The organism is Polynucleobacter sp. AP-Feld-500C-C5 (genome assembly GCF_018882265.1).
In the GTDB taxonomy this organism is placed as follows: domain Bacteria; phylum Pseudomonadota; class Gammaproteobacteria; order Burkholderiales; family Burkholderiaceae; genus Polynucleobacter.
In genome coordinates this window covers 1-26,490 of sequence record NZ_JACVOW010000025.1, presented here as the reverse complement: position 1 = coordinate 26,490, position 26,490 = coordinate 1, and the positions used below count along the sequence as shown (strand labels likewise).

At 46.0% G+C, this 26,490-nt stretch carries 26 protein-coding genes and 2 tRNA genes; 17 read left to right on the top strand and 11 right to left on the bottom strand.

Annotated elements, in window-relative coordinates; all coding sequences use genetic code 11:
- Window positions 1-21 precede the first annotated feature (21 nt).
- Window positions 22-2,385 (top strand): UvrD-helicase domain-containing protein, encoded by a 2,364-nt coding sequence (locus tag ICN21_RS09975; protein ID WP_216178309.1) that lies wholly within the window; start codon window positions 22-24, stop codon window positions 2,383-2,385.
- A 34-nt stretch (window positions 2,386-2,419) separates the two neighbouring features.
- Here ICN21_RS09975 and ICN21_RS09970 read toward each other — a convergent pair whose 3' ends face one another.
- From ICN21_RS09970 to ICN21_RS09960, 3 genes are read right to left on the bottom strand one after another with little or no spacing between them, the layout of a single operon-like run.
- On the bottom strand, window positions 2,420-3,193 hold the full coding sequence (locus ICN21_RS09970) for a BPSS1780 family membrane protein (RefSeq protein WP_216178308.1): 774 nt from the start codon (window positions 3,191-3,193) through the stop codon (window positions 2,420-2,422).
- Entirely contained in the window at window positions 3,190-4,167 is a 978-nt protein-coding gene (locus tag ICN21_RS09965; protein WP_216178307.1) for a homoserine kinase, read from the bottom strand. The genes ICN21_RS09970 and ICN21_RS09965 overlap by 4 nt, the downstream gene beginning before the upstream one ends.
- A 26-nt stretch (window positions 4,168-4,193) precedes the next feature.
- A complete protein-coding gene (locus ICN21_RS09960; protein ID WP_255534293.1) occupies window positions 4,194-4,604 on the bottom strand; it encodes a hypothetical protein in 411 nt (136 codons plus the stop codon).
- 84 nt (window positions 4,605-4,688) lie between these two features.
- Here ICN21_RS09960 and polA point away from each other — a divergent pair, with 84 nt between their 5' ends.
- The 3 genes from polA to ICN21_RS09945 all read left to right on the top strand — a co-directional run bounded on the left by polA (window position 4,689) and on the right by ICN21_RS09945 (window position 9,223).
- Window positions 4,689-7,514 (top strand): DNA polymerase I, encoded by a 2,826-nt coding sequence (gene polA, locus ICN21_RS09955; protein WP_216178306.1) that lies wholly within the window; start codon window positions 4,689-4,691, stop codon window positions 7,512-7,514.
- 68 nt (window positions 7,515-7,582) lie between these two features.
- Window positions 7,583-8,443, top strand: coding sequence for a dienelactone hydrolase family protein (locus ICN21_RS09950; RefSeq protein ID WP_255534292.1), 861 nt, complete (start codon window positions 7,583-7,585; stop codon window positions 8,441-8,443).
- Window positions 8,444-8,449: 6 nt separating this feature from the next.
- A complete protein-coding gene (locus tag ICN21_RS09945) occupies window positions 8,450-9,223 on the top strand; it encodes a ZIP family metal transporter (RefSeq protein WP_216178304.1) in 774 nt (257 codons plus the stop codon).
- 15 nt (window positions 9,224-9,238) lie between these two features.
- Here ICN21_RS09945 and ICN21_RS09940 read toward each other — a convergent pair whose 3' ends face one another.
- Window positions 9,239-10,069 carry a sulfurtransferase gene (locus tag ICN21_RS09940; protein WP_216178303.1) on the bottom strand — a complete coding sequence of 277 codons (831 nt, stop codon included), beginning with the start codon at window positions 10,067-10,069 and terminating at the stop codon, window positions 9,239-9,241.
- A gap of 52 nt (window positions 10,070-10,121) precedes the next feature.
- The gene (locus tag ICN21_RS09935) at window positions 10,122-11,228 is read right to left on the bottom strand and encodes an SRPBCC family protein (protein ID WP_215295701.1); all 1,107 of its coding nucleotides are present in this window, start codon (window positions 11,226-11,228) and stop codon (window positions 10,122-10,124) included.
- Between the two features lie 161 nt (window positions 11,229-11,389).
- Between ICN21_RS09935 and xseB the strand changes: the two genes are divergently transcribed.
- Genes xseB through folE2 form a run of 4 tightly spaced genes read left to right on the top strand, consistent with a single transcriptional unit; the run spans window position 11,390 to window position 15,305 of the window.
- On the top strand, window positions 11,390-11,623 hold the full coding sequence (gene xseB / locus ICN21_RS09930) for an exodeoxyribonuclease VII small subunit (protein ID WP_216178302.1): 234 nt from the start codon (window positions 11,390-11,392) through the stop codon (window positions 11,621-11,623).
- On the top strand, window positions 11,624-12,526 hold the full coding sequence (locus ICN21_RS09925; RefSeq protein ID WP_216178301.1) for a polyprenyl synthetase family protein: 903 nt from the start codon (window positions 11,624-11,626) through the stop codon (window positions 12,524-12,526).
- 15 nt (window positions 12,527-12,541) lie between these two features.
- Complete coding sequence (gene dxs / locus ICN21_RS09920; protein ID WP_216178300.1) at window positions 12,542-14,443, top strand: 1-deoxy-D-xylulose-5-phosphate synthase; 1,902 nt, start codon at window positions 12,542-12,544, stop codon at window positions 14,441-14,443.
- 25 nt (window positions 14,444-14,468) lie between these two features.
- Window positions 14,469-15,305, top strand: coding sequence for a GTP cyclohydrolase FolE2 (folE2, locus tag ICN21_RS09915; RefSeq protein WP_216178299.1), 837 nt, complete (start codon window positions 14,469-14,471; stop codon window positions 15,303-15,305).
- A 6-nt stretch (window positions 15,306-15,311) separates the two neighbouring features.
- Here folE2 and tsaD read toward each other — a convergent pair whose 3' ends face one another.
- The gene (tsaD, locus tag ICN21_RS09910) at window positions 15,312-16,385 is read right to left on the bottom strand and encodes a tRNA (adenosine(37)-N6)-threonylcarbamoyltransferase complex transferase subunit TsaD (RefSeq protein ID WP_216178298.1); all 1,074 of its coding nucleotides are present in this window, start codon (window positions 16,383-16,385) and stop codon (window positions 15,312-15,314) included.
- A gap of 76 nt (window positions 16,386-16,461) precedes the next feature.
- Between tsaD and rpsU the strand changes: the two genes are divergently transcribed.
- From rpsU to ICN21_RS09875, 7 genes are all read left to right on the top strand, one after another.
- Window positions 16,462-16,674, top strand: a complete 213-nt coding sequence (gene rpsU, locus ICN21_RS09905; protein WP_011903537.1) for a 30S ribosomal protein S21 — start codon at window positions 16,462-16,464, stop codon at window positions 16,672-16,674.
- Window positions 16,675-16,794: 120 nt separating this feature from the next.
- On the top strand, window positions 16,795-17,241 hold the full coding sequence (locus ICN21_RS09900; protein ID WP_216178297.1) for a GatB/YqeY domain-containing protein: 447 nt from the start codon (window positions 16,795-16,797) through the stop codon (window positions 17,239-17,241).
- A 27-nt stretch (window positions 17,242-17,268) separates the two neighbouring features.
- The gene (gene dnaG / locus ICN21_RS09895; RefSeq protein WP_216178296.1) at window positions 17,269-19,236 is read left to right on the top strand and encodes a DNA primase; all 1,968 of its coding nucleotides are present in this window, start codon (window positions 17,269-17,271) and stop codon (window positions 19,234-19,236) included.
- Between the two features lie 231 nt (window positions 19,237-19,467).
- Window positions 19,468-21,945 carry an RNA polymerase sigma factor RpoD gene (rpoD, locus tag ICN21_RS09890; RefSeq protein ID WP_216178295.1) on the top strand — a complete coding sequence of 826 codons (2,478 nt, stop codon included), beginning with the start codon at window positions 19,468-19,470 and terminating at the stop codon, window positions 21,943-21,945.
- 13 nt (window positions 21,946-21,958) lie between these two features.
- A tRNA-Ile gene (locus ICN21_RS09885) sits at window positions 21,959-22,035 on the top strand.
- A 220-nt stretch (window positions 22,036-22,255) separates the two neighbouring features.
- Window positions 22,256-23,533 carry a polyhydroxyalkanoate depolymerase gene (gene phaZ, locus ICN21_RS09880; RefSeq protein WP_216178294.1) on the top strand — a complete coding sequence of 426 codons (1,278 nt, stop codon included), beginning with the start codon at window positions 22,256-22,258 and terminating at the stop codon, window positions 23,531-23,533.
- On the top strand, window positions 23,530-23,916 hold the full coding sequence (locus ICN21_RS09875) for a hypothetical protein (protein ID WP_216178293.1): 387 nt from the start codon (window positions 23,530-23,532) through the stop codon (window positions 23,914-23,916). Before phaZ ends, ICN21_RS09875 begins: the two co-directional genes overlap by 4 nt.
- A 43-nt stretch (window positions 23,917-23,959) precedes the next feature.
- On the opposite strand, the gene ICN21_RS09870 is transcribed toward ICN21_RS09875, so the two are convergent.
- Both ICN21_RS09870 and ICN21_RS09865 read right to left on the bottom strand, forming a co-directional pair.
- Window positions 23,960-24,154 carry a hypothetical protein gene (locus ICN21_RS09870; protein WP_216178292.1) on the bottom strand — a complete coding sequence of 65 codons (195 nt, stop codon included), beginning with the start codon at window positions 24,152-24,154 and terminating at the stop codon, window positions 23,960-23,962.
- 60 nt (window positions 24,155-24,214) lie between these two features.
- Window positions 24,215-24,394, bottom strand: coding sequence for a hypothetical protein (locus ICN21_RS09865; RefSeq protein ID WP_215320586.1), 180 nt, complete (start codon window positions 24,392-24,394; stop codon window positions 24,215-24,217).
- 304 nt (window positions 24,395-24,698) lie between these two features.
- Between ICN21_RS09865 and ICN21_RS09860 the strand changes: the two genes are divergently transcribed.
- Complete coding sequence (locus tag ICN21_RS09860; protein WP_096674812.1) at window positions 24,699-24,935, top strand: hypothetical protein; 237 nt, start codon at window positions 24,699-24,701, stop codon at window positions 24,933-24,935.
- Window positions 24,936-25,086: 151 nt separating this feature from the next.
- Here ICN21_RS09860 and ICN21_RS09855 read toward each other — a convergent pair whose 3' ends face one another.
- Window positions 25,087-25,626: a GNAT family N-acetyltransferase gene (locus ICN21_RS09855; RefSeq protein WP_216178291.1), complete on the bottom strand. Its 540-nt coding sequence runs from the start codon at window positions 25,624-25,626 to the stop codon at window positions 25,087-25,089.
- Between the two features lie 4 nt (window positions 25,627-25,630).
- Window positions 25,631-25,828, bottom strand: coding sequence for a hypothetical protein (locus ICN21_RS09850; RefSeq protein ID WP_216178290.1), 198 nt, complete (start codon window positions 25,826-25,828; stop codon window positions 25,631-25,633).
- Window positions 25,829-26,081: 253 nt separating this feature from the next.
- On the opposite strand from ICN21_RS09850, the gene ICN21_RS09845 reads away from it, so the two are divergent.
- Window positions 26,082-26,258, top strand: a complete 177-nt coding sequence (locus tag ICN21_RS09845; protein ID WP_215320584.1) for a hypothetical protein — start codon at window positions 26,082-26,084, stop codon at window positions 26,256-26,258.
- An 8-nt stretch (window positions 26,259-26,266) separates the two neighbouring features.
- Here the strand turns inward: ICN21_RS09845 and ICN21_RS09840 are convergent.
- Window positions 26,267-26,341, bottom strand: a tRNA-Cys gene (locus ICN21_RS09840).
- Window positions 26,342-26,490 lie beyond the last annotated feature (149 nt).

The following is a 26,490-nucleotide window of genomic DNA, read 5'->3' as shown; positions in this document are numbered from 1 at the left end:
AGGCAAATTATAATTGGGCTGATGTACTCAGACTTGCTCGCGAACCTCAATCCAGAACAGCGCGAGGCAGTGACCCTCCCGCCTGTTAGCCCAGATGGCCAAGCCCAATCAGCCTTAATTTTGGCTGGCGCTGGTAGCGGTAAGACGCGTGTGCTGACCACCCGTATAGCTTGGTTGATCCAGACCGGTCAGGTTTCTCCTATTGGTGTGCTGGCAGTTACCTTTACGAATAAAGCAGCTAAAGAGATGATGGTGCGTTTGAGCGCCATGTTGCCCATCAATACTCGGGGAATGTGGATTGGCACCTTTCATGGTCTTTGTAACCGTTTATTACGAGCTCACCATAAAGAAGCGGGCTTGCCGTCCACCTTCCAGATATTGGATACCCAAGATCAACTTTCAGCGATTAAGCGTCTTTTGAAGGGCTTAAAGGTAGATGATGAAAAGTATCCACCCAAGCAATTGCAGTATTTTATTGCGCATGCCAAAGAGCGCGGTCAACGCGCCAAGGATTTATCGGTAGGAGATGACTTCCAGGCGAAGATGGCGCAACTCTATGCCGCTTATGATGAGCAGTGTCAGCGTGAGGGTGTGGTTGATTTTGCGGAACTACTCTTACGTAGCTATGAATTACTAAAGCATAGCGAACCTATTCGTACGCATTATCAAGAACGTTTTCGTCACATCTTGATTGATGAGTTTCAAGATACCAACGCCTTGCAATACGCTTGGCTTAAATTGCTTTCCGGACATGATGCTAGTCGAGTCAATGTGAGTGGCATGGGTAGTAGTTCTGTCTTTGCGGTGGGTGACGATGATCAAAGTATTTATGCCTTCCGTGGTGCCGATGTCGAGAACATGCGTCTCTATGAAAAGCAATTTCATCCTTTATTGGTCAAGCTCGAGCAAAACTATCGCTCACACGGCCACATTCTCGATACTGCGAATCACCTGATTGCAAATAACTCTGAGCGTCTTGGTAAAAATCTGCGGACTGATGCAGGGCATGGCGAGCCAGTCCGTATTTATGAAGCCCCCAGTGATCATGCCGAAGCCGCATGGTTGGTAGATGAAATCAAAGCGCTGATCAATAGCGGGATCAAGCGTACAGAGGTAGCATTGTTGTATCGAAGCAATGCACAGTCACGCATTATTGAGCACGCTTTGTTCTCGGCAGCGATTCCTTATCGAGTTTATGGTGGTCTGCGCTTCTTCGAGCGCGCTGAAATTAAACATGCACTCGCTTATCTCCGCTTGCTTGAGAATCTGAACGATGACACCTCATTTTCTCGGGTGGTGAATTTCCCAACCAGGGGAATTGGTGCAAGATCGATTGAAGCCTTACAAGATGCGGCAAGAGCGCAGCAATGTTCTTTGTATTTGGCCGCTTCTTCTCTTGAAGGTAAGGCCGGCGCTTCCTTGGGTGGTTTCATTCGCCTAGTCGATCATATGCGCGAAGCAACCCGTCATAACACCCTGCCTGAAACGGTGGAGTTTGTGATCCAGCACAGTGGCTTGATTCAACATTATTTATCTGAACGCGAAGGACAAGATCGCGTAGAAAACTTACAAGAATTAATCAACGCTGCTACTGCCTTCATTGCGGAAGAAGGCTATGGTCAAGATGCTGCCGCTGCGATGCTGCCCGGTGAAAATGCGCCTGGTGTTGTAGATATTTCTCCTTTGGCTGCGTTTTTATCTCATGCTTCATTAGAGGCGGGTGATAACCAAGCCCAAGCAGGTCAAGATGCCGTGCAATTGATGACAGTGCACTCTGCCAAAGGCTTAGAGTTCACCTCGGTCTTTATTACCGGTCTTGAGGAAGGCTTGTTCCCTCATGAGAACAGCATTAACGAGCACAATGGTCTCGAAGAGGAGCGTCGTTTGATGTATGTGGCAATTACTCGTGCTAAAGAGCGCTTATATTTGTCGCACACCCAATCGCGAATGTTGCATGGTCAGGTACGTTACAACATGCCCTCCCGTTTTTTAGAGGAGCTACCCTCTGACTCACTGAAATGGTTAACGCCTAAAGCAAAAGATGCGCGCTGGGGCGGTAGCTCCAGATCAGGCTCGACTTGGCAAGACGGCTATACCCGTCAACGTGAATATGAGTCTAATGATTTCTTTGATTCCGGCAGCGATCAACAGCGACCTGTGAAGCGGGTAGGCTCAGCTTCAATGGAAGTGAAGCGCTTAGCATCACCGCCGCGTGGAGATTATCCATTTAAGATTGGACAGAATGTATTTCACACTAAATTTGGCGAAGGTCGTGTGACTGGTTTAGAGGGCGTTGATACAGATGCTCGTGCGCAAGTGAGCTTCAAGCGTCACGGTGTGAAGTGGTTACAACTCAGTATTGCCAAGCTTGCTGCGATTGATTGATGAATCTCAGTCTGTAAAACGAAGTTTATAAAACCTACAGAATGACTTCATCTTCAGTGAAGCACGCTTTCCAGGTGGCATAGAAAGAGCAGTGCATGAGTGTTAGGCCCGCCATAGAAATGGGGGCGACAAGGAAGGATGCTGCTTGACCAAAATCTAAGGCATCAAACAGCATGCCAATCGTCAAAGGAATGGCAATCAACACGACACTCCAAATGGAGAGGTAGAAAAAGAAAGCTGCTTTATTTGTCCAACAGGCAAGCCAACTAGAAAAGAGCGCTTGAGAAACCGACATATCTGCCCAAGCTACTAAGACAGGGGAAAACCACATCAACATGGCTACAGGGATATACAAGATAGCGCCAAACAAAAGTACTAAATAGATTTGACGAAGTGCTTCAGGTGTAATGACGGTGTCACTCGTCAAGAGAGGTATGAGCATTTCAAAATCGACTAAGAGACTTAAGACAAAGCTGAGTAATAAGATTAGAGCCGCATAAATTAATCCTAACTGCAGTATCCGTTTACGAATCAGTTCGCCTGATTGAAGTGCTACCAAATACACAGTAGGACGAATACGCTCCTTTTGAATTGCTTGGCGACAGGCTGTCATAAAACCAACTGACAAAGTAGGCGTTAACAGCAATACTGCAAACACCCCAATCACCGGGATCATGACGGCGAGTTGTGCGGCGAAGACATACATAAAGACCAGCATCAAAAAGCCCAAAGGATTTTGCTTAAAAAGCCAAATCCCTTGTCTGATCCAGGTATAACCTTCTTTAGGGGCGACAGTGTTTAGTTTCATAAGGAGCGACGGCTGAGAAGAATGAGTTCAAAGTGACTTGGGTCGTGAGGGGTGAGCATCTGCGCATTGCGCGGTAAATAAAAATCCCAGAGGCGAGAGACCCAGAAACGCAGTGCCGCAGCGCGCATCATGAGGGGCCAGCTAGCATGCTCTTCTTTGGTGAGGGGGCGTATAGCTTGATAAGCTTGCAGCAGGGCATCACAGCGCGCCAGGTCGAGATCTTGCTTATTGTCAGCTAGACACCAATCATTTACGGTCACAGCAAGATCAAATAACCACTTATCGATACCTGCGAAATAAAAATCAAAGAAACCACCGAGTTGATCCTCGCGAGGATCGTTGCTGCTATTGGGATCGAAGAGCACGTTATCTCTAAAGAGATCGCAATGGCTGGCACCTTGTGGAAGTGCATCGTAGTTGCTGGAAGCAAAAAATGCTTCTTGCGTAGCAAGTTCATTTGCCAGCAAATCTTTTTGGGATGAATTGACATGCGGCAACACTAAAGGAATGGTTTGTTGCCACCAGCCAAGGCTCCGCAGATTTTCTTGGGACTGAGGAAAATCTTTGCCAGCTAAATGCATCTTGGCTAACATCTCGCCAACCAGGGCGCAGTGTTTTGCTGCGGGTTGTAGTCTAGATATGCCCGGTAATTTACTGACGATGGCTGCAGGCTTACCTTTTAGAGAGAAAAGAATTTCTCCTTGATGATTTTCAATTGGCTTGGGTACTGGGATGCCCTTGTTTGCCAAGTGGCGCATTAACTCTAAGTAGTAGGGGAGTTGCTCGGCGGACAATCTTTCAAAAATAGTGAGAACGTATTCTTGCTTTCTACCATTTTGGATCGTATCTAAAAAGAAATTGGAATTTTCAATCCCACCATGAATGCCGCGAATATCGGCGGCTTCACCAATATTGAAATGTTGAGAAATCCAAGGAGAGATCTCACTCAATTCAATAGGTGTGAATACAGCCATAAAGCAGTAACTATGCTTTCAATTATTTACTTAATGGGAATGCTAATGCTAGGTACGCTTAAGAGGCCGCCTTCACCAGATGGGGGTCCAGGCATAACAGAGTCGGGTGGTGACATCTCATAAGTGGTGTATTTGGTTTTCACTTGCACTTGAGTTGGGCTGTTAGCGTCTTTGTACTCAATGATTTCAGTACCAGTAGACTCTTTGTGCTGAAAACTGGGTTTGCGACTTTCTGGGCTACCCAAGACTCCCCCTGGACTCACCGCAGGAGCAAGCGGCTGGTTGTTGATTCGGTTGAGCTCAGATTGGCTGAGGGCTTGGCTGGTATTCTGAGCTAATGCCGATCCTGCTCCAAATAGGCTAAAAGCTAGCAAAAAGCTGATTAAAGCAGGGCTTTGGCTGAGGTTATGGCTAATTAAGTTTGTTAGAGCATGCATCATTTTCACCTTTTTTGGCCTACTCTCGGGTGGTTCTTTAACCAGACCTGTAGGCAATTCATAACTAGATTGTACGATTGCGGTATGACTAAACATAGACTCTTGTTGGTAGACGGTTCTAGCTACCTGTATCGCGCCTTTCATGCCATGCCAGACCTCAGAAACGGGGCTGGGGAGCCTACTGGCGCCATCTATGGCATGGTCAATATGATGCGCCGAGCTAGATCTGAGCTCAAGGCTGACCATATCGCCTGCGTCTTTGACGCCAAGGGCAAGACGTTCCGAGATGAAATGTATGCCGAGTACAAAGCCCATCGCTCTCCCATGCCCGAGGATTTGGTGAAGCAAATTGAACCAATTCATGCAATGGTCAAAGCTTTAGGTTGGCCGGTATTGATGGTGTCAGGCGTTGAGGCGGATGATGTGATCGGTACTTTAGCTTGCCAAGCAACCCAAGCAGGTTGGGAAACGATTATCTCTACTGGTGATAAAGATCTAGCCCAGTTAGTCAATCCCTCTGTCACACTTATTAACACGATGACCAATGAAAAGCTGGACATCGAAGGGGTAAAGGAAAAGTTTGGTGTACCTCCTGAACTCATCGTCGACTACTTATCCATCATTGGCGATGCAGTGGATAACGTGCCAGGCGTTCCTAAAGCGGGCCCCAAAACTGCGAACAAATGGTTAGCAGAGTTTGGCAATCTCGATAATTTGATGGCCAACGCTGATCAAGTCAAAGGTGTAGTGGGTGAAAATCTTCGCGCTTGTTTAGAGTGGTTGCCACAAGCGCGACAACTCATCACCGTCAAAACAGATTGTGATTTATCTCCTCATTTGCCAGGCTTAGATGATTTGCATGCGAAGTCAGAAGATGCTGCTTTGCTTCGAGAGCTATTCGAACGCTATGCCTTTAAGACTTGGTTGCGTGATGTTGAAAAGCAGCTCACCAGCCCAGGAAATGATGGCTCTGAGCCCGCTGCCTTTGATTTGGCGGGTACGCCTATTGCCAATGCTAGCGCAGAAAATGACTCTAAAAAATCACGAGTTATTGCCACTGCCCCCACTAAAGCGCTCTCGCAAGACACGACAGATCTTCAGGATGCAATTGAGCGTCACTACGAGTGTGTCACTGATGACCTTGCTTTAGAAAAGTGGTTGAAAAAAATTGCAAGCGCGCAACTGACTGCGGTCGATACAGAAACAACCAGCCTAGATGCATTGGCTGCAGAGTTGGTTGGGATTTCTTTATCAGTAAAGCCAGGTGAAGCTTGTTACATTCCAGTTGCGCACCGTAATGGTGAAGTACAACTTAATCGAGATGCTGTGCTTGCTAAATTAAAACCTTGGCTAGAGAGTGCGAGTCATTTCAAGGTAGGGCAAAACTTAAAGTATGACGCGCATATTTTTGCAAACTATGGAATTACTTTAGGCGGCATTGCATTTGATACTCTGCTCGAGTCGTATGTGCTGGAGTCACACCTTCCGCACAATATGGATAGTTTGGCTGAACGCCACTTAGGGATGAAAACGATCCGCTATGAAGAGGTGTGTGGCAAAGGAGTTCATCAAATTGGCTTTGACCAGGTCGATCTGAAGATTGCTACTGACTATGCGGCAGAGGATGCGGACATTACCTTGCGCCTGCACCACGAGCTTTGGCCACAGATTCAGGAAAGCCCAGGCCTGCTCTATGTGTATGAAAAGATCGAGATGCCTGCCATGCGGGTTCTGGGAATCATGGAGCGTAATGGCATACGAATCGATTCTGCTTTATTGAGCAAGCAAGGCCAGCAAGTTGGCAAGCGCCTTTTGGAACTGGAGAGTGAGATTCATCAACTCGCGGGGCAGCCATTCAATATTCAATCGCCCAAGCAAATTGCTGAAATACTCTTTGTACAACTGGAACTGCCAGTGATTAAGAAGACGCCATCAGGCGCACCGTCAACCGACGAGGAAGTTTTGCAGAAATTGGCAGAGGACTATCCATTGCCAGCGCGTATCTTGGACTATCGCAGCTTAGCCAAGTTGATGTCGACCTATATTGAAAAGCTACCGCGCATGGCTGACCCTAAAACGGGGCGCGTCCATACCAACTTTTCGCAAGCAACGGCAGTCACTGGGCGTTTGGCATCGAGTGATCCAAACTTGCAAAACATTCCGGTGCGCACAGAAGAGGGTCGTCGCATACGCGAAGCCTTTATTGCGGCTGAGGGCTGTAAATTATTATCAGCCGACTATTCTCAAATTGAGCTGCGCATCATGGCACATATTGCGGAAGACGAAAATCTCTTGGCAGCCTTTCGTGATGGCAAAGATGTACACCAAGCCACTGCCGCAGAAATTTTTGGTATCCCGCTAGATGATGTTAATTCAGAGCAACGTCGTTATGCCAAGGTCATTAACTTTGGCCTGATCTATGGCATGAGCGCTTTTGGTTTAGCAGGCAATCTGGGGATTGAGCGTTCAGCAGCGCAAAACTATATTGCAAAGTACTTTGATCGTTATCCTGGGGTGGCGCAATATATGGAACGTACTCGCCTAGAGGCTCGAGAAAATGGTTATGTAGAAACTGTTTTTGGTAGACGTCTCTGGTTGCCTGAAATCAAAGGCGCCAATGGTCCGCGTCGTCAGGGTGCTGAGCGTGCTGCGATTAATGCACCGATGCAAGGAACGGCTGCCGACCTGATTAAGCTTGCCATGATTGCCGTGGAAGACTGGCTTGAAAAGCAACAACTTAAGACGAAGCTGCTATTACAGGTGCATGATGAGTTGGTATTTGACGTTCCCTTGAATGAAATCGATCTGTTGCAGGAAAAGTTACCGGATTTAATGTGCAATGTGGCTCAATTGAAGGTGCCATTGGTCGTTAGTATTGGGATTGGTGATAATTGGGAAGAGGCGCATTAGTAGCATTAGTAAATAGCTAGGAGATAAACACGATGAGCAATAAGACACTGAATAGTAGAAGAAATTTTATGAAAACCTCGGTCGCCGGCGCTACCGCATTACGTGGTGCTGTCACTACACTGGGTGTTGGCTTTGTAGCTGCCTCTGATCCTGTGATGGCGGCCGCCGTTGAGACCAACTTTAAGGGCCTCAAAGCAGGCGAGCAAATGATTCCTATCGGTAACTTCCAGCTACCTGCTTATGTTTCTCGTCCAGAGAATGCAAAAGGCAATTTGCCGATCATCATCGTGGTGAGTGAAATTTTTGGTGTTCATGAATACATCGCTGACGTCACACGTCGTTTTGCAAAGCTTGGATATCTCGCGATTGCCCCTGAGTTTTTTACGCGCGCAGGAGATCCTAATACTTACGGCACCATTGCTGAAATTCAGGCAAATATTGTGGCCAAGACACCCGATGCTCAAGTCTTAAATGATTTGCAGGCTGCCTTGGTATGGGCTGGCAAAAATGGTGGTGATCTGAAGCGAGTCGGTGTAACTGGTTTTTGCTGGGGTGGGCGCATCACTTGGCTATCTGCAACTCTGCCGCAAGTCAAGGCAGGTGTGGCTTGGTATGGAAGAGTGATTGGTGAAAAAACTGAAAATAGCCCACGTCATCCAGTCGATTTAGCTGCAGATTTAAAAGCCCCAGTAATAGGTCTGTATGGTGGCGCTGATACTGGCATCTCTTTGGAGAGTGTTGAGCAAATGCGTGCAGCACTTGCGCAAGCAGCACCGAAAAATCCTGCGGCAAAAGCCTCTCTGATTGAGGTATATCCCGATACTCCTCATGCCTTCCATGCTGACTATCGCGCAACCTATCGCGAAGGCCCTGCTAAAGATGGTTGGGAGAAGTGCCTTGCTTGGTTTAAGAAAATGGGCGTAGCGTAACTCTCAATGACGGTTCTTCAAAGTATTCTTTTGGTGACAGCATTAGCAGGTACTGCTAGCGTTTTGGTCGCCGCCAGTTTTTCAATCGCGCTGCTGTCGAAGATGGTCAATAACATGGTCAGTTTGTCGGTTGGTATTCTGCTAGCCACAGCGCTCTTGCACTCGTTACCCGAAGCATTCAATATGCAAGGTACTAACCCCCAGTACTTATTTGCGACTTTGTTGGCGGGATTATTAGGATTTTTCTTGCTAGAAAAAATTGCCTTGTTGCGCCATGACCATCATCACGAAGGTGATGGTCACCACCATCATGACGGTCATGATGCGGAGAATGCGGGGCGCAGTGGTTGGATGATTTTGGTAGGTGATGGTATTCATAACTTTGTGGACGGCATTTTGATTGCCGCTGCTTTTATGGCCGACTATCAAGTGGGTATCTTTACAGCGATCGCCATCATTGCTCACGAGATTCCACAAGAGATTGGTGACTTCATTGTGCTTCTCAATGCAGGTTTCTCACGCGCGCGCGCCTTGCTCTACAACTTCATCTGTGGTCTGTCAGCTGTAGTGGGCGGGGTATTGGCCTACTTCTTTTTAGAGAAAGCGCATGCAGCGATGCCGTATTTGCTTGTGATTGCTTCCAGCAGTTTTATTTACATTGCGGTGAGCGATTTAATTCCGCAAATGCACCGTCGCCCACACTGGGCTGAGTCACTGCGTCAAACGGTGTTGATTGCCTGTGGCGTAGGATTTGTGATCCTACTCTCGCTCCTGCACTAATTCAAAAGTTTGTTTTTAAGTTTCGACTGGTCTGCTAGGGTCAGCGCACCATTCACTCCAGCTGCCCGCATATAAGCGGGAGCCTTTGAGACCAGCGACTTCCATCGCCAGAAGGTTGTGACATGCAGTAACGCCTGAGCCACATTGGTGAATAACTTCAGCAGGTTTTACAGGGCCTAGTAATTCAACAAAATCTTTAAAGAGTTGCTCTGCGGGTTTAAATGCAGTCGCAGATAAATTGCCTTTGAAGAAATGATTGATTGCGCCAGGGATATGTCCAGCAATGGGGTCTAAAGTTTCGTTTTGACCATGGAAGCGATCGTTAGCTCGCGCATCAATGACCGTAAGTTTCTTGGTTTGTAAGTTGGCCACCACTTCATCTACTGAGGCAAGCCCAACATAGGTTCTTGGCTCAATGGCTTGGGGTGCAGGGTTAGGTTTGCGTGGCACTGTGCCCATAGGGCCATTCCAGGCATCAAGGCCGCCATCCAAGACTTGAACCTTCGCATGGCCAGTAGCTTTGAGCATCCACCACAAGCGGCTGGCATAGACCGAGCCCTGTTTGTCATACGCAACTACGAGGGTATTGGGAGTCATGCCTAAACGGGTTTTAGTTTGCGCCCATGCCTCAGGACTTGGCAAGGGGTGTCTGCCATTACTGCCCGTTTTATTGCCTGACATATCGCGATCAAGATCGACGTAAATCGCACCAGGAATATGGCTCTCTTCATACGCTTTCTTGCCTGACTCTGGATCGGTTAAATCAAAGCGGCAGTCGCAGAGCAAAACATCTTCACCACTATTGATGATTTCTTCTAACTGGTTTGCGGTAATTAGAGGAGTCATGATGTTTCCTTTATTGAGGTAGCGAGGAAAGGAGTAAAGCTACTAATTTAGATTATGCACCTTGAAAATTCATAGCGCGACGGTACCATTCATGAAAATGCTGCATGCCATCTTCCATCGGGCTTTGATAAGGACCAACCTCATTAATGCCACGAGCAAGTAGTGCTGCTCTTCCTTGATCCATGCGCTCTGCGATTTCATCATCCTCGATGCAGGTCTCCATGTAAGCAGCACGTTCGGCTTCCACAAATTCACGCTCGAATAAGGCAATTTCTTCTGGGTAGTAAAACTCAACGATGTTCCGAGTCTTGTTGACACCCATCGGATGCAATGTAGAAACGCACAGAACACCTGGGTACCACTCCACCATCACATTAGGGTAGTAGGTCAGCCAGATCGCCCCATGGCGTGGTGCTTTGCCGTCAAATTGGCGCAACACGGCTTCGTGCCAATGACGGTAGGTTGGCGATCCCGGGATTTGGAGATCTTTATGAATGCCCACAGTTTGTACGCTATGCCAATCACCAAATTCCCAATGCAAGTCTTCGCATGAAACAAACTTGCCTAAGCCTGGATGAAACGGCACCACGTGGTAATCCTCGAGATATACCTCGATGAAAGTTTTCCAGTTGTAATTGCAATCGTGTACTTCAACATGGTCGAGCAGATAGCCATCAAATTGGAGATCGTCTGCCACACCGAGTTTGGCAAGATCAGCGCGCACATCGCGGGGACCTTCAAACAATAGGCCTTGCCAATTTTGCAAAGGGGACTTGCCAAGATTTAAACAAGGCTTATCTTCAAAGTGCGGTGCACCCAGTAAATTGCCACCTAAGTCGTACGTCCAACGATGCAGGGGGCAAACAATATTTTCAGTTTTACCTTTGCCATTGAGCATCAGTGCTTGGCGATGCCGGCAAACATTGGAAAGCAGTTCAACACTCTCGTTATTGCGAACGAGGATGCGACCTTCATTTTCTGCGCTTAAAGTTTGATAGGAGCCCACTTCAGGCACCATGAGTTCATGGCCAACATAGCCAGGACCCTGCTTAAAAAGCAGTTCAATTTCTTGCTGATACAAATCAGCATCGAAATATGCCGAAACCGGCAGTTGTAGATTGGACGGCGCAAGCTTCTGCGCGGTAGCCAGATTAGTCATTCTCCCCACCCCCGAAAACGTCAGCCGAAGCTAAGCGGAATAACCAATCCAACCATCGACGGATCGATATTGGAAAGGAAGGGGTCGATTATACCCATCTGAGGGGCATCTCGCTTTAATATGGAGGGCAATCCGTATCGGAAATATGAAGGAACCCGCTTATGCCAGCCAAGAAATCAGAGAATCAAAAACCAGGTCTTGAGATCCAAATCGACCCAGATCTGCGCTATGAGCAAGCTGTAAAAGAGCTTGAAAAGCTCATTTCTGATATGGAGTCTGGCAAATTTTCTCTAGAAGAGACTTTATTGGCCTATCAACGGGGCGCAGCTTTGCTGAAACATTGCCAAGGGGTTCTTGCGCAAGTCGAACAGCAAGTGAGAGTGTTCGAGGCTTAATTGGGTACTCCTTTTCAATTTCAGGAGTGGATTACCGCTCACTCTGAACACACTGAATCTGCCTTAGATCGTTTGCTTGATTCTGCGCAGGTAACGCCTCAGCGTTTACATGAAGCCATGCGTTATGCAGCACAGGGTGGTGGCAAACGGATTCGTCCTCTATTGGTTTATGCGGCTGGTGAATTGGGTGATCAATCTTCCCAGGAAAAGAATGCGGCATTAGATGCTGCAGCAGTAGCGATCGAATGTATTCATGCATATTCATTAGTGCACGATGACCTGCCTTGCATGGATGATGATGACTTGCGCCGCGGTAGACCAACAGTACACAAAGCCTTTGATGAAGCAACTGCATTGTTAGTGGGCGATGCTTTGCAAACCCGCGCATTTGAAATTCTGGCTACCGCCCAGTGCGATATGAATAATCGTTTACACATGATCAGTGTCTTAGCTGCAGCCTCTGGTTCGCGCGGTATGGCGGGTGGTCAAGCTATTGACTTAGAGAGCGTTGGTAAGAAATTAGATCTGGCAGGTTTACAACAAATGCATGCCATGAAAACCGGTGCTTTGCTTTCTTGTGCGGTAGAACTCGGTGGCATTGCTGCCGATCTCAATGCAAATCAATTGGCCCAACTCCAAAAATACTCAAAAGCCTTGGGTTTGGCTTTCCAAATTGTGGATGATGTGCTGGATGCTACGGCTGATAGCCAAACTCTTGGAAAAACTGCTGGTAAAGATGCAGCCAATGACAAGCCAACCTATGTGACCTTGATGGGTTTAGACTATGCACAGAAACAGGCGAAAGAATTGCAAGAAACCGCCATCAGTAGTTTGGATGGTTTTGGTGATCAAGCGCAGGCCTTAAAAGATTTAGCCCTATTGGTCGTCAATAGAGGCAAATGAGACAAACTAGATTCGATGACTTTGCATTCCGTTAATTCTCCTGACGATTTAAAAACACTTTCTCGCGAAGAGCTGCCTGCTCTTGCCGATGAGTTACGCCAATTTGTTTTGGAATCCGTTTCCAAAACTGGTGGACATTTGTCTTCCAACTTGGGCACAGTAGAGTTATCGATTGCCTTGCATTACGTATTTGATACGCCGCGCGATCGCATCGTGTGGGATGTAGGTCATCAAAGCTATCCGCACAAAATTTTGACTGGTCGTCGTGAGCGCATGAGCACTCTGCGTCAATTCAAAGGATTATCAGGATTTCCTCAGCGTGCTGAAAGCGAGTTTGATGCTTTTGGTACTGGCCACTCATCGACTAGTATTTCTGCAGCAATGGGTATGGCACGTGCTTTTCAAACCAAGGGTGAACGCCAAGTTGCAGTTGCTGTGATGGGTGATAGTGCGATGACGGGCGGCATGGCTTTTGAAGCGATGAATAATGCGGGTGTGTATGACGATTTGCCCCTTGTGGTGATTTTGAATGACAACGATATGTCGATCTCACCAGCAGTGGGTGCGCTTAATCGTCACCTTGCCAGATTGCTTAGTGGAAATATTTACTCTGCAACCAAAAAAGGAATTGATAGCGTGCTATCGATCGCACCCCCACTGCGCGAGTTTGCTAAACGCCTGGAAGATCATGCCAAGGGCATGGTCTCACCATCAACCATCTTCCAAGAATTTGGCTTTAACTACTTTGGCCCGATTGATGGTCATGACTTAGACGCTTTGATTCCCATGTTGCAGAACGTACGCCGCCTAGCGCTCGAGGGAAATGGCCCACAGTTCTTGCACGTGGTGACTAAAAAAGGTCAGGGCTATGAGTTGGCTGAGGCTGATCCAGTGCTATATCACGGGCCAAGCAAATTTAATCCTAAAGAGGGCGTCAAGAAAGCTGCTGCTAGCAAGAAAACATTCACTCAAGTGTTTGGTGAATGGCTTTGCGATATGGCCCATGCCGATCCTTTGTTAATTGGAATTACACCAGCCATGCGGGAAGGCTCTGGTCTGGTTGAATTTGAAAAGACTTTTCCTAAGCGCTATTACGACGTTGGTATTGCTGAACAACATGCAGTGACTTTTGCAGCAGGTATGGCCTGCGAAGGCATGAAGCCAGTGGTGGCGATCTATTCCACTTTCTTGCAACGCGCCTACGATCAATTGATTCATGACGTTGCTCTGCAAGATTTGCCAGTTTTGTTTGCACTCGATCGCGCAGGTTTAGTGGGTGCTGATGGCGCAACACATGCCGGTGCGTATGACATTCCATTCTTGCGTTGTATTCCAAATATGTTGGTGATGACGCCAGCAGACGAAGCAGAGTGCCGCGATTTATTGACGACTGCATATCATCAAGCTCACCCTAGTGCCGTGCGTTACCCGCGTGGTTCAGGTGTTGGCACTATTCCTTCAACAGAGCTGCGTACTTTGCCTTTGGGTAAGGGTGAGATTCGTCGTAAATCGAACGCACCCGCTGGACAGCGTGTGGCGATCTTGGCATTTGGCACTTTGTTGTATGCCGCATTAGAAGCGGCTGAAGGTTTCGATGCGACTGTTGCCAATATGCGTTTTGTAAAGCCACTCGATATTGATCTCATCAAATCATTAGCGGCCGATCATGATTATCTAGTCACCATTGAAGATGGCGCCATTGCTGGCGGCGCTGGCGGCGCTTGCTTGGAGGTGCTCTCCTCACTCGGGATTAACAAGCCCCTATTGCAGTTAGGTCTTCCTGATGAATTTATTGAACATGGCGACTATCAGCTGCTCATGACTAAGTGTGGCTTGGATGTTGAGGGTATTACAAACTCTATTAAAAAGCGTTTTCCTGCGGTATTAATGGCAAATTCAGCAATTTCAGGCAAATAAGCCCGTTTTGCTTGAAAATAGAGTCATGAATGACATGAACCCCGCCTTTCTGAAAGCTAGTGCAATGCCTGACGTGCAATCCACTTTGGATGTGCGCGCGTTGCCAATTGAGCAAGTCGGTATTCGGGGTGTACGTCATCCACTGATGATTCGCAGCAAGACTGGCAACTTTCCATCGGTTGGTACTTTTGAGATGGATGTGGCATTGCCTGCTCATGTCAAGGGCACGCACATGTCTCGTTTCATGGCGCTCTTGCAAAAGCAAGATGCGGCAGTCGATAGCACTACGGTTGTCGCACTCGTAAAAGAGATGTTGCCTTTGTTAGATGCTAAAGAATGCCATGTGCAATTTACTTACACCCACTTCGTTAAAAAAGCGGCGCCCGTTTCTGGTGTCGAAAGCTTGATGGATTACGAAGTCACTTGGATGGCCACTGCTAAACAAAATACGCAACATACGGCTGGTGGTACCGATATTGAATTGGTTCTACGCGCACAAGTACCTGTGATGAGTTTATGCCCTTGCTCAAAAGAGATCTCGGAGTTTGGTGCGCACAATCAGCGCTCACATGTCACGATGACGGTGACATTGGATTCCAAAACACAGATGACTGTAGAAGATTTAGTTGCCGCTGCCGAGAGCGAGGCATCTAGTGAACTCTGGGGTTTACTTAAGCGCCCTGACGAGAAGTGGGTGACTGAGCATTCCTACAGTAATCCTAAATTCGTTGAAGACTTAGTGCGTGATGTAGCTGGAAATCTTAAGGCAGATCAGCGTATCCAGTCTTTTGTAGTTGAGGCTGAGAACTTTGAGTCTATCCACAATCACAGTGCATTTGCTCGTATCAGCCATAAGAAGTAAAGCAAGCTAAACCAAATTATTACTTTGCAAATCCCAGCGGGGTTTGATATCAAAGGCTCCAGAAGTTGTGGAGCCATTATTTTTGGCAAGCATGCGTAGTGCACCAGCAAAAGCAATCATCACGCCGTTATCGGTACACAACTCTAGTGGTGGGTAGTGCACCTCAAAACCTTGACGTGTAGCCTTCTCATTTAAAGCGCCACGCAATTGCAAGTTGGCACCAACACCGCCAGCAAGTACTAAATGCTGACAGCCAGTTTGTTTCAGTGCTTTTTCAGATTTACTGACTAAGACCGCAACGATGGCATCGACAAAGCTTCTCGCAAGATCCGCATGAAATTGTGCAACCTCAGTAGGATCAGATACTTTTTTCTCTTCAAACTTTTTGACTTGATTCAGCACTGCAGTTTTCAATCCCGAGAATGAGAAATCCAAGTCACCAGAGTGCAGCATCGGTTTTGGTAAATCAAATATTCCGACGCGACCCTGTTCTGCGAGTTTAGAAATAGCTGCACCACCGGGGTAATCAAGACCTAATAATTTGGCAGTTTTATCAAAAGCTTCACCCGCGGCATCGTCTAAGGTTTCACCCAAAAGTTCGTATTGGCCAATGCCAGAGACTTTCATGAGTTGGGTATGTCCACCAGAAACCAGGAGGGCGATAAAGGGAAATTGGGGTGCAGTATGACCCAAAAGTGGCGAAAGTAGGTGTCCTTCGAGGTGATGAATCCCGATCGAGGGCAAATGGAGGCCTTGGGCGAGGGATTTGGCGAAAGCACTGCCAACCAGTAGGGCGCCCGCTAGGCCCGGACCTTGAGTGAAAGCAACCGCATCAATGTCGGCTAATTTCAGGCCAGATTGGGTCAAAGATTGGTCTAAAAGGGGTAAAACCCGGCGAATATGGTCTCGAGAGGCTAACTCTGGGACAACGCCCCCGTAATCTCGGTGCATGGCGATCTGAGAATGCAAACCCTGCCCCAGAATGCCTTGGAATGCAGGTTTGCCCTCTTCCCAGGGGGTGGTGTTGTATAAAGCCACCCCGGTTTCGTCACAAGAAGTTTCTATTCCTAAAACAATCATTTTTGGTTTGGTCGTGCTAGAATCGCAATTCAGTTAATTTTTCGATATTTATCGAGCATATACGAGTTAAATAAGTATGACTACAGTCCGCCTCCGCGAAAACGAACCATTTGAAGTGGCATTGCGCCGTTTCAAGCGCACCATTGAAAAAAATGGTCTTTTGACAGACTTGCGTGCCCGCGAGTTTTACGAGAAGCCAACGGCTGAGCGTAAGCGTAAAAAGGCTGCCGCTGCTAAACGCCATTACAAGCGTATTCGCAGCCAAATGTTGCCGAAGAAGCTTTACTAATAGAATTTAAAGCTCTCTTCACCGAGAAGCTTTGAAACCCGCTGACGGTGAAACGCAGCGGGTTTTTGCTTTTTAAATAGCCAAATAAAACTGGATACATTCAACATCAGAAAGAATCAAATGAGTTTGAAAGATCAAATTACCGAAGATATGAAAAACGCGATGCGCGCTAAAGAGACTGCACGTCTTGGCACCATTCGACTTTTGTTAGCCGCTATCAAACAACGCGAAGTAGATGATCGCATTGTGCTCGATGACGCAGCCATCATTGCAACAATTGAAAAAATGATCAAGCAGCGCAAAGACTCGATCTCTCAATTTGAAAAAGCACAGCGTGATGATTTGGTTGCGGTGGAATCTGCTGAGATGGTCATTCTGCAGGCTTACTTGCCTGCCCAATTGTCCGATGCTGAAGTTGCTGCTGCAGTAGCAGCCGCGGTTGCCTCTACAGGCGCTGCCGGTCCACAGGATATGGGTAAAGTCATTGGCGTACTCAAAGGTCAATTGGCTGGTAAAGCGGATATGGGTAAGGTATCTGGCTTAGTAAAAGCCGCACTCGCAAAATAAGAGAACTCGCTCCATACTCTTAGCCTTATGGCGCTCATTCCACAATCCTTCATTGCCGATCTTTTAAATCGGGTCGACATCGTTGATGTGGTTGGGCAGCACGTAAAGTTAAAAAAAGCAGGCGCAAACTACCAAGGCTTGTGCCCCTTTCATTCAGAGAAGTCCCCCTCATTTTCTGTATCACCAACCAAACAGTTCTATCACTGCTTTGGTTGTGGTGCCCATGGATCTGCCATCAGTTTTCTGATGGAATATTCTGGTCTTGGATATGTCGATGCTATTGAAGAGCTCGCGCGTTCTGCAGGTTTAGATGTACCGCGTGAAGATCGCACAGCGAATGATGTTGCAAGACAACAGCAGGCGATGGCACTTAGCGAGGTGATGAGTTCTGCGGCTGATTGGTATCGCCAACAGCTTAAGGGTAGTACTCGCGCAGTAGAGTATTTAAAAGGGCGCGGCCTGACTGGTGAGATTGCTAAACGATATTCACTTGGCTATGCCCCTGATGGTTGGCAAGGTCTTGAAGCTGTCTTTGGCTCCTACGCCAACGATGAAGTAGTCAAGACTTTAGTGGAAGGCGGCTTACTGATTCAGGGGGACCAGGCTGAAGGCTCCCCTGTGACTAAGCCAGCAGTCAAGCGCTACGATCGCTTTCGGGATCGTGTGATGTTTCCGATTCGGAATCCCAAAGGTCAAACGATTGGCTTTGGCGGTCGCATCTTAGATCAAGGTGAGCCTAAATATTTAAATTCTCCAGAGACACCACTCTTTTCTAAAGGCAATACGCTTTACGGTTTATTTGAGGCAAGACAAGCGATTCGTGCGCAAGAATATGTCTTGGTGTGTGAAGGTTATATGGATGTTGTAGCACTGGCGCAATTGGGTTTCCCTAATGCAGTGGCCACGCTGGGTACGGCGTGTACTGCAAACCATGTACGCATGTTATTGCGTCAAACTGACAAAGTTGTTTTTTCATTTGATGGCGACTCTGCTGGTCAACGTGCAGCCCAGCGTGCTCTTGAAGCCTGTCTACCTCTGATGTCTGACGATAAAGAAATTCGTTTCCTATTCTTACCAACTGAGCACGACCCTGATAGTTATGTGCGTGCTTATGGCGCACCTGCTTTTGAAAAAGTCATCAAAGAGGCAATGTCGATCTCCAGCTTCTTCTTTAAGATTGCGAGCGAAGATCACGATCTAACAACTCCGGAAGGTAGAGCCCATACGCATCATGCGGCCAAGCCTTTGCTACTATCCATGCCACCGATTGCGTTGCGTACTCAAATTTTGCGTGAGCTCGCCATTCGAACTAACACCACTCCTGCTGAGTTAGAAGCTTTTTGCGGATTAACGGTAGTGCCTGTTCGACAGACAAGCTATCAGCCTGCTCAGGCAAAGCAAACCCATTATCAAAACAATCAAAGCAATTACTCTAATACCGGCAATCGACAAGGCGCTCCATGGCAAGCCTCTAAAGGCTCTGCAAAGCGAGTGGCGACACAGAATATTGAGCCACCAAAAGCGCCAACCGATTTAGCCGAGCAGATGTTACGTGTGTTAATTCAGTTTCCGCATTTAGGTAAAGCGCTCGATAGCAATCAGCGTGCGCTCGCACTCAAAGCTGCTGAGCAACGATCAGCCAATGCACTCGCATTAATGAAAGATCTTTTATCTCAATGTGATCAAGTGGAATTGATTCCAGGGGAAAACGGAAAACCTGACACAGTAGGCGCCGGGGCATTTGCAATGTTCCAAGATCAGCTCTCTCGCAGTGAGCTTGCCTCAATGTATGAAGTGCTCAGAAAGCGTGTCATGAATTCTGACTTAGAGCTTGAGGGGGCAGCTGCCGATTTAGACGGGGCCTTTAAGAAACTAGAGCTGATTCACCTCAAACAAGAAATGACCGACATTGCCCAAAAAATCGCTGGTGAGACCGCCAGCGACCAAGATAAAGCCCGATATCGTGAATTGGGTGAAAAGCTGAAATTCTCCTAAGAATTTACTGAAACACCCCTAGAAATACCTGAAAAACACCCCATATTTTTAGGTAATCAGGGGCTAAAAAAGTCGCAATCGACTATAATCCTCTGTTCCCAAGAAAAAAACGAATTAATTCAGCCACTTGCGCTTTATTTTGAAGAAATTTGGGGTAAGTGAGTAAGTGAGTTACGGGGCTGTGTTTTATCAGTCGAGATCAATAACAGTAATGTGAGTAAGTGCTAATAAATGCCTAATACCAAGACCAAAAAACCAGTTAAAACAGCAAAAGCTCCGGCTAAGCCAGTAAAAGCGCTTGCAAAACCAGCAGCCAAAAAGGCGACCACAAAACCGGTTGCTAAGAAGGTTCCTGCTAAACCAGTAAAGGCTGCTGCAAAGCCAGCGGCTAAGAAGGCCCCCGCTAAGTCAGTAAAGGCTGCTGCAAAGCCAGCGGCTAAGAAAGCACCTGCTAAGCCAGCTGTAAAAGCGAAGACTCCTGTGAAAGCTAAAACACCAGTGAAAGCTGCTGCAAAGCCAGCCGCCAAGAAAGCACCGGTAAAAGTTCCAGCCAAATCGGTCAAGGTTGCTGCTAAAGCACCAGCTAAGGTTGCAAAGGTAGAGCCGGCTAAAAAAGGCAAGGCTGCACCAGCACCAAAAGTAGAAGAGTTAAAAGGTAAAAAAGCAAAAGGAGCCGAGCTTGCTTCTCCAGTCGTTGAGGAAGAAAAAAAGCGCGGCCGTAAAGCCAAAGCTGAGACTCCTGCAGATGGCGCTGAGCCAGTATTAACGGATCGTCAAAAAGCCCGTGAGCGTAAAGCGAAAGAAAAAGCCCTCTTAAAAGAATTCGCAGCACAACAGTTAGGTACTGAAGAGCAACAAGAATTACGTCGTGCGCGCTTGAAGACTTTGATCAAGATGGGTATGTCCAAGGGTTACTTAACCCATGGTGAGATGAATGACGTGATGTCTGACGAGTTGTCTGATGCTGATGCATTAGAAACCTTGATCAGTTTGTTGAACGACATTGGTATTACTGTTTACGAACAAGCGCCTGATGCTGAAACCTTAATTCTGTCTGATAACACTGCTGCTGCAGCGTCTGAAGAAGAGGCTGAAGAAGAGGCTGAAGCAGCGCTCTCTACAGTAGATTCAGAGTTTGGTCGTACCACTGACCCAGTCCGTATGTACATGCGTGAGATGGGTACGGTAGATTTGTTGACTCGCGAAGGCGAGATCGTCATTGCCAAGAAGATTGAGGCTGGCCTCAAAGACATGGTGATGGCTTTAGCTGCTTGCCCTGTCACGATTGCAGAGATTCTGAGCAATGTGGACAAGATTGCGTCCGGCGAAATGGAAATCGATCAGTTCGTTGATGGTTTGGTAGATCCTAATGCGGAAGACATCAAGCTTGGACCAGAAGAGCCAGAGATTGATCCTGATGCTGAAGAAGGTGAAGAGGAAGGTGAAGACGAAGGTGGTGGCGGTGGCGCTGCAACTGCGAACGCTAAACAGCTTGAAGAGTTAAAGCAAATTTCCTTAGAGAAGTTTGCAATTGTTCGCACGCAAGCTGACAAGATGCGTCGTGCTTTTGATAAAGATGGCTATAACTGCCCGGCCTATATCAAGGCACAAGATGCAATTCGTGCAGAGTTACTGGGTTTCCGTTTAACGGCGAAGAGTGTTGAGAAGTTATGTGACACGATGCGCTCACAAGTAGATCAAGTGTGGAAACTAGAGCGTGGCATCGTTAACTTGTTGGTAGATAAAGTTGGCGTTAATCGTGGTGAAGTATTAAAAGATTTCCCTAAGATGTCGATGAATCTCACTTGGACTGACAAGTTACTCAAAGAGAACAAGCCCTATAGCGCTCTCTTACAACGGAACGTACCAGCGATTCAGGAACTTCAACAGAAGTTGATTGATATTCAGAAGAATGTGGTTATCCCACTTCCTGAATTGAAAGAAGTGAACAAGCAAATGATTGCGGGCGAGAAGCGTGCGCGTGAAGCAAAACGTGAGATGACCGTAGCCAACTTACGCTTGGTGATCTCGATTGCTAAGAAATACACCAACCGTGGTTTGCAGTTTCTTGATTTGATTCAAGAGGGCAACATTGGTTTGATGAAAGCGGTAGATAAGTTTGAATACCGTCGTGGTTATAAGTTCTCCACTTATGCAACTTGGTGGATTCGTCAGGCGATTACTCGCTCTATTGCTGATCAAGCGCGTACGATTCGTATTCCAGTTCACATGATTGAGACCATCAATAAGATGAACCGTATCAGCCGTCAAATCTTGCAAGAAACTGGTCATGAGCCAGATGCTGCAACCTTGGCACTGAAGATGGAAATCCCAGAAGACAAGATACGTAAGATCATGAAGATTGCAAAAGAGCCAATCTCTATGGAAACACCGATCGGTGACGACGAAGATTCTCATTTGGGTGACTTCATTGAAGACGGCAACACCTTGGCTCCAGCTGAAGCAGCATTGCATGACTCGATGCGCGATGTAGTGAAGGATGTTCTTGATTCACTGACACCACGCGAAGCAAAAGTATTGCGTATGCGCTTTGGTGTTGAGATGAGCACAGATCACACGCTCGAAGAAGTAGGCAAACAGTTTGACGTAACCCGTGAGCGTATTCGTCAGATTGAAGCCAAGGCTCTGAGAAAAATGCGTCATCCAAGCCGCAGCGATAAACTCAAGACTTTCCTCGAGGAAGATTGATCGAAGGATTAACGGGCCTATAGCTCAGTTGGTTAGAGCAGAGGACTCATAATCCTTTGGTCCCAGGTTCAAGTCCTGGTGGGCCCACCAGAAATAAAATACCAACCTTCGGGTTGGTATTTTTTTTGAGTGTTACTTTAAGTAACGGTTAGAAAGTATCTAAGCCTGTTAGCTAATACATCAATTTAATCAAGGCTCATCAAGGATTAATGCTTGTAATGTCGTTTAAAACGAGATTAAACAGCTTGTAATCAAGTTGTCATATCTAAGGATAACTATCAGGGTTCAAACTCTTAGCTAAGGGATGGGCATGCTATACCTTTTGCAAAACACAATTGCTTCCAGTATTCGACCAATGCGTCAATCTCTCAGGATTGTGCGGGCTACTTTAAATAGTGCGGCCAACCCATTTATTAATACGGAACTCCATAAATCTAATCTTGCTTGGCTAGATGTCATAGAGCAATTGTCAGGCGCTCATCTCAAGCCGGAGTGGGGTATTCATGAGACTGAGGTTAATGGAGGGGCAGTTGAGATTCAAGATGAAATAGTTCTCAAGCGAACTTATTGCCAATTAGTGCATTTCAAAAAAGTAGCCACAAAATTACATCAACCAAAACTACTCATTGTTGCTCCCTATTCGGGGCATTTTGCCACCCTTTTGCGAGGTACCGTTGAGGCAATGCTACCGGAGCATGATGTTTACATTACTGATTGGTTAGATTGCAAGAACATTCCCACCAATCAAGATCGTTTTAATCTCAATGATTTCATCGACTACTTAATTGACTTCTTACATTTTTTAGGCCCTAAGACCCATGTTTTAGCTGTGTGTCAGCCTACCGTAGCCGCTCTAGCAACAACAGCCATCATGTCGGATTGGGGTGATCGCTGTCAGCCATGCTCATTAACGCTCATTGCTGGACCGATTGATACTCGAGTTAATCCAACCAAGGTTAACGAGTTTGCAAAATCTCACGATCTAGAGTGGTTTGAGAAAAACTTGATTCAACCTGTACCACCACCATTTTTAGGTATGGGCAGAAGAGTTTATCCAGGCTTTTTACAGCTCAATAGTTTTATGGCCATGAATTCTGATCGTCATGCCATGTCTATTGATGCGATGCATGAGGCATTGGTTCGAGGTAATGAAGAAGAGGCTCACCGTCGTAAGGCTTTTTATGATGAATATCTCTCGGTGATGGATTTAACTGAGGAGTTTTACTTGCAAACTATTAAAGAAGTCTTTCAAGACCACTCTTTGCCTCAAGGAAAGATGATGAGCCGTTGGCACCAGGTGGATACCAAACATATTCGTAAAAGCTATTTGATGGTCATAGAAGGTGAAGAGGACGATATTTGTGGGGTTGGTCAAACGAAGGCGGCGTTTGATATCACGCCAAATTTACCTGAAAGACATAAACGCTACGAGTTGATTCAAGGAGTAGGGCATTACGGTACTTTTAATGGCGGAGTCTTCCGGCGCTCTATTGCACCAATGATTACCCAATTTATTCAAGATGCTGACCAGCACCATGAAGTAACAGTTTCACCTTCCCAAGTAACTACAACAGGAGACCAATCATGACCTTAAACCATTTTGGTGGATCAGGACAGACATCAGGGCAAATGAACCCCATGAAAACTATGGAGGGTTTTTATAGTTTGATGATGCCTATTTGGGCTGTAACGAGCAATTCTTTTGAAAATCAAAAAAAATTACACGAAGAATTAATTGAGTTAATGCAAGAGGCCAACGAGCGGGTTACTGACAGAGTAGTTGAAGCGGTTGATCATAGTAAGCCCAATGAATTGATGGCCGCCATGACTATTGCCTGTCAAGCGTTTGGACAAACGAACCTAACCATTTATAACGCAATGGCTGAGCAACATCATCAGTTCGTGGAGAGCTTTTTGCAAATGATTGATAAAGGGCATCAGCAGATTTATAAAGATGCCAGCCAGATATAAAAGTTGTCAGAGTGGTTGTAGTTTTTAGAGAGTGCAAGATAACCTAAACTTCGTCTCTAACAGCGATCCGTCCGTGAGTATCAAGATCAGACTCATCAACTTCTAGCCAATCATCTTGAATCACTGTTGCGCCCTCTAAATGCTCGATATATTCTCGAATGGCATAGTAGGGTGCAACATGAACATGATCATCATCTTGATGGTCCCAGACTTTGTAGCGAAAGACAGTTAATTTCATTTGATGTAGTCCTAAATTAAGCCTGAGAAATTAGGCAAGAAACACAAAGAACATTAAAGCCTAATCTTCCAAATCCTCGCTGCTGTCATCAACTCTATATTCCACTTTAATTTTTTTTAGCACCGGATGCAAAAGTGCATTTGCATCCTTAGTAGATGGGTCAGTTAAATCGCAGTAGCCATAAAAGGGAATAGGCTCTTTTTCAACAAGTTTGCGATCTTCGGTAGTAAAGGTAGTCATTAAGCTCTCCCTAAATTAATCAGATATGGTTACCTATGGGCTGTTAGAGCAAGCTGAGGAGACCGGAAAGGAGCAGAATTGCTCTTCATCTCCCATAAGTAGATCTCATTTTGGATTTGTGAATATGACAAATCTATCGCTAGAAAAAATATTTACGGATAAATTTTAAGAGGTGAAATTGTCATATTTGGGCTTGATTTATAGGATTCAAATGTGACAAAGACAGTTAGAAAGTTCATAAAGATGTCATATGAAAGGTAGAGCATCACAGTCAAGTTCAATTACAAATTGAAGGAGATAGAAAATGCTAGATAAAAACCTAGGCGACAAAGTTATCGACTTAAGAAGAATGTCAGCTGAGTATTATCAAAAGGCGGCATGGAATCAATTGCTAGCCTTAGATAACTACAGAGAGAAGAACTTTGAAGCATCAGAGCGTTTTGCACAGTTGTCATTTGAGGATCAGATGGCTGCGATGGAGTATGCAGAGTTAGCGGATGCCGAAACTTCTTTGCATCTTGAGTTAGAGCTAGAGGAATAAACGACGTCAGAATTGTGTTAAACAGTATTTAAAACATTAACCTAAACCTACCTAGATTCAGGTGCGATATAGGGAGCGGGTTTCGTGGCTTCAGATGGCGAGGCTTGGAGTTGGGCGGTATTGACACCCGTTTGTCGATTTACCCGACTAATTATTGGTAGCTATATTGGTAGGGAAAGAGCTTGGCTAACAAGTTATGCTGAGCCGTCATTTGCTCTTTAAGGTAAGTGAATGGGGTAGGTGGAAGCAAGATAAGATCAGCTTGTGAATCGCCCATCATATTTCTAACTTTGAGATCATGCTTTTGGCAAAGGCGTTTTATGGCGCTATTGCGTTCAATACAATGCATATATAGGTCGGTATAAAAACGATTGCGAGCCCATGTGATGGCTTGATCCATCATCGCATTTGCGATTCCTTGCCTACGATGAAGCATTGCAACGATCACGCCAAATTCAACAGCTTTGGTATGGGTTGCTATATGGATCGTGCCAACCCATTGATGTTTTATTTTGGCTATCAAAAAATGATTCTGTTGATCATTTTGAGAAAATTTTTCCACCAAGTTATCAATTGCTTCTGGACCTAAGGCGCAGCCAAAATATTCGCTAATAGTCTCTGGATCTTGGGCTTTTAACCAAGATCCGTATTCTTCAAACTGATTCCCGCTAAGAAATTCAGTCGTCAGCATGTTGTTACTCAATGTGACTATGCTTGCTGTAATACTTGGCTTGCTCTAATCTAGCCTCAATCCAAGCATCATAAAGATTCAAAAATGCTTGCTGAACTACTTTTAACGCTTGCAAACCCTTGGAAGGGATATATTTCTCTAAATCGCTGCTGATGGATTGGTTACCAAAAACTTGATTAAAGAGGCTCAATAATTGTGTCATTTAAAGCTCCTTATCTAAAATGTATTAGGGTTAATACTTAGTCAGATTAACACCTTTGCAAGTATGTTGCATGACAGCAAAGTACTTTTTAGTAATTAAAAGGTTTTAAATGTCTACCTATCTTCATCATTTGTAGTCAAGTGATCATAAAACCTAAAAATGCCCCAAAAAGGATCAAAGCTGCACCAATCGGAGATAATGAAACGCTTCACATTGAGATGAATTTTTCCGTTAAAACAAAAAGAGGCATCAAATGAGTGCACTAAAAGAGACTATCGAGAAATTGCAGAAAACTGGAGCGGTTAGTTTGTCTGACTTAAAGACTCTTAAATTAAAAGAGCTAGAAGCTCTATCAGAAGAAATCCAATACTGGTGTCTATATGGAAACGGCAAGCCTGAGAAATTAGGCAAGAAACATAAAGAGCATTAAAGAGTACGTGGAGGCGGAAACCTAGAATCGAACTAGGGTATTGAGATTTGCAATCTCAAGCATTGCCACTCTGCCATTCCGCCATAAGCAAAAAAGCCATCTCTCTGAACTGACCCCCAAAAGTTGGACGCTATGTCCAACCAAGGGGGTTTTGTTTTATGAGCAAGTACAGCAAGCAGTTCAAGCTAAAGGTAGTTAAAGAGTTTCTAAAGTCAGGTGGTCTTAAGCGGGT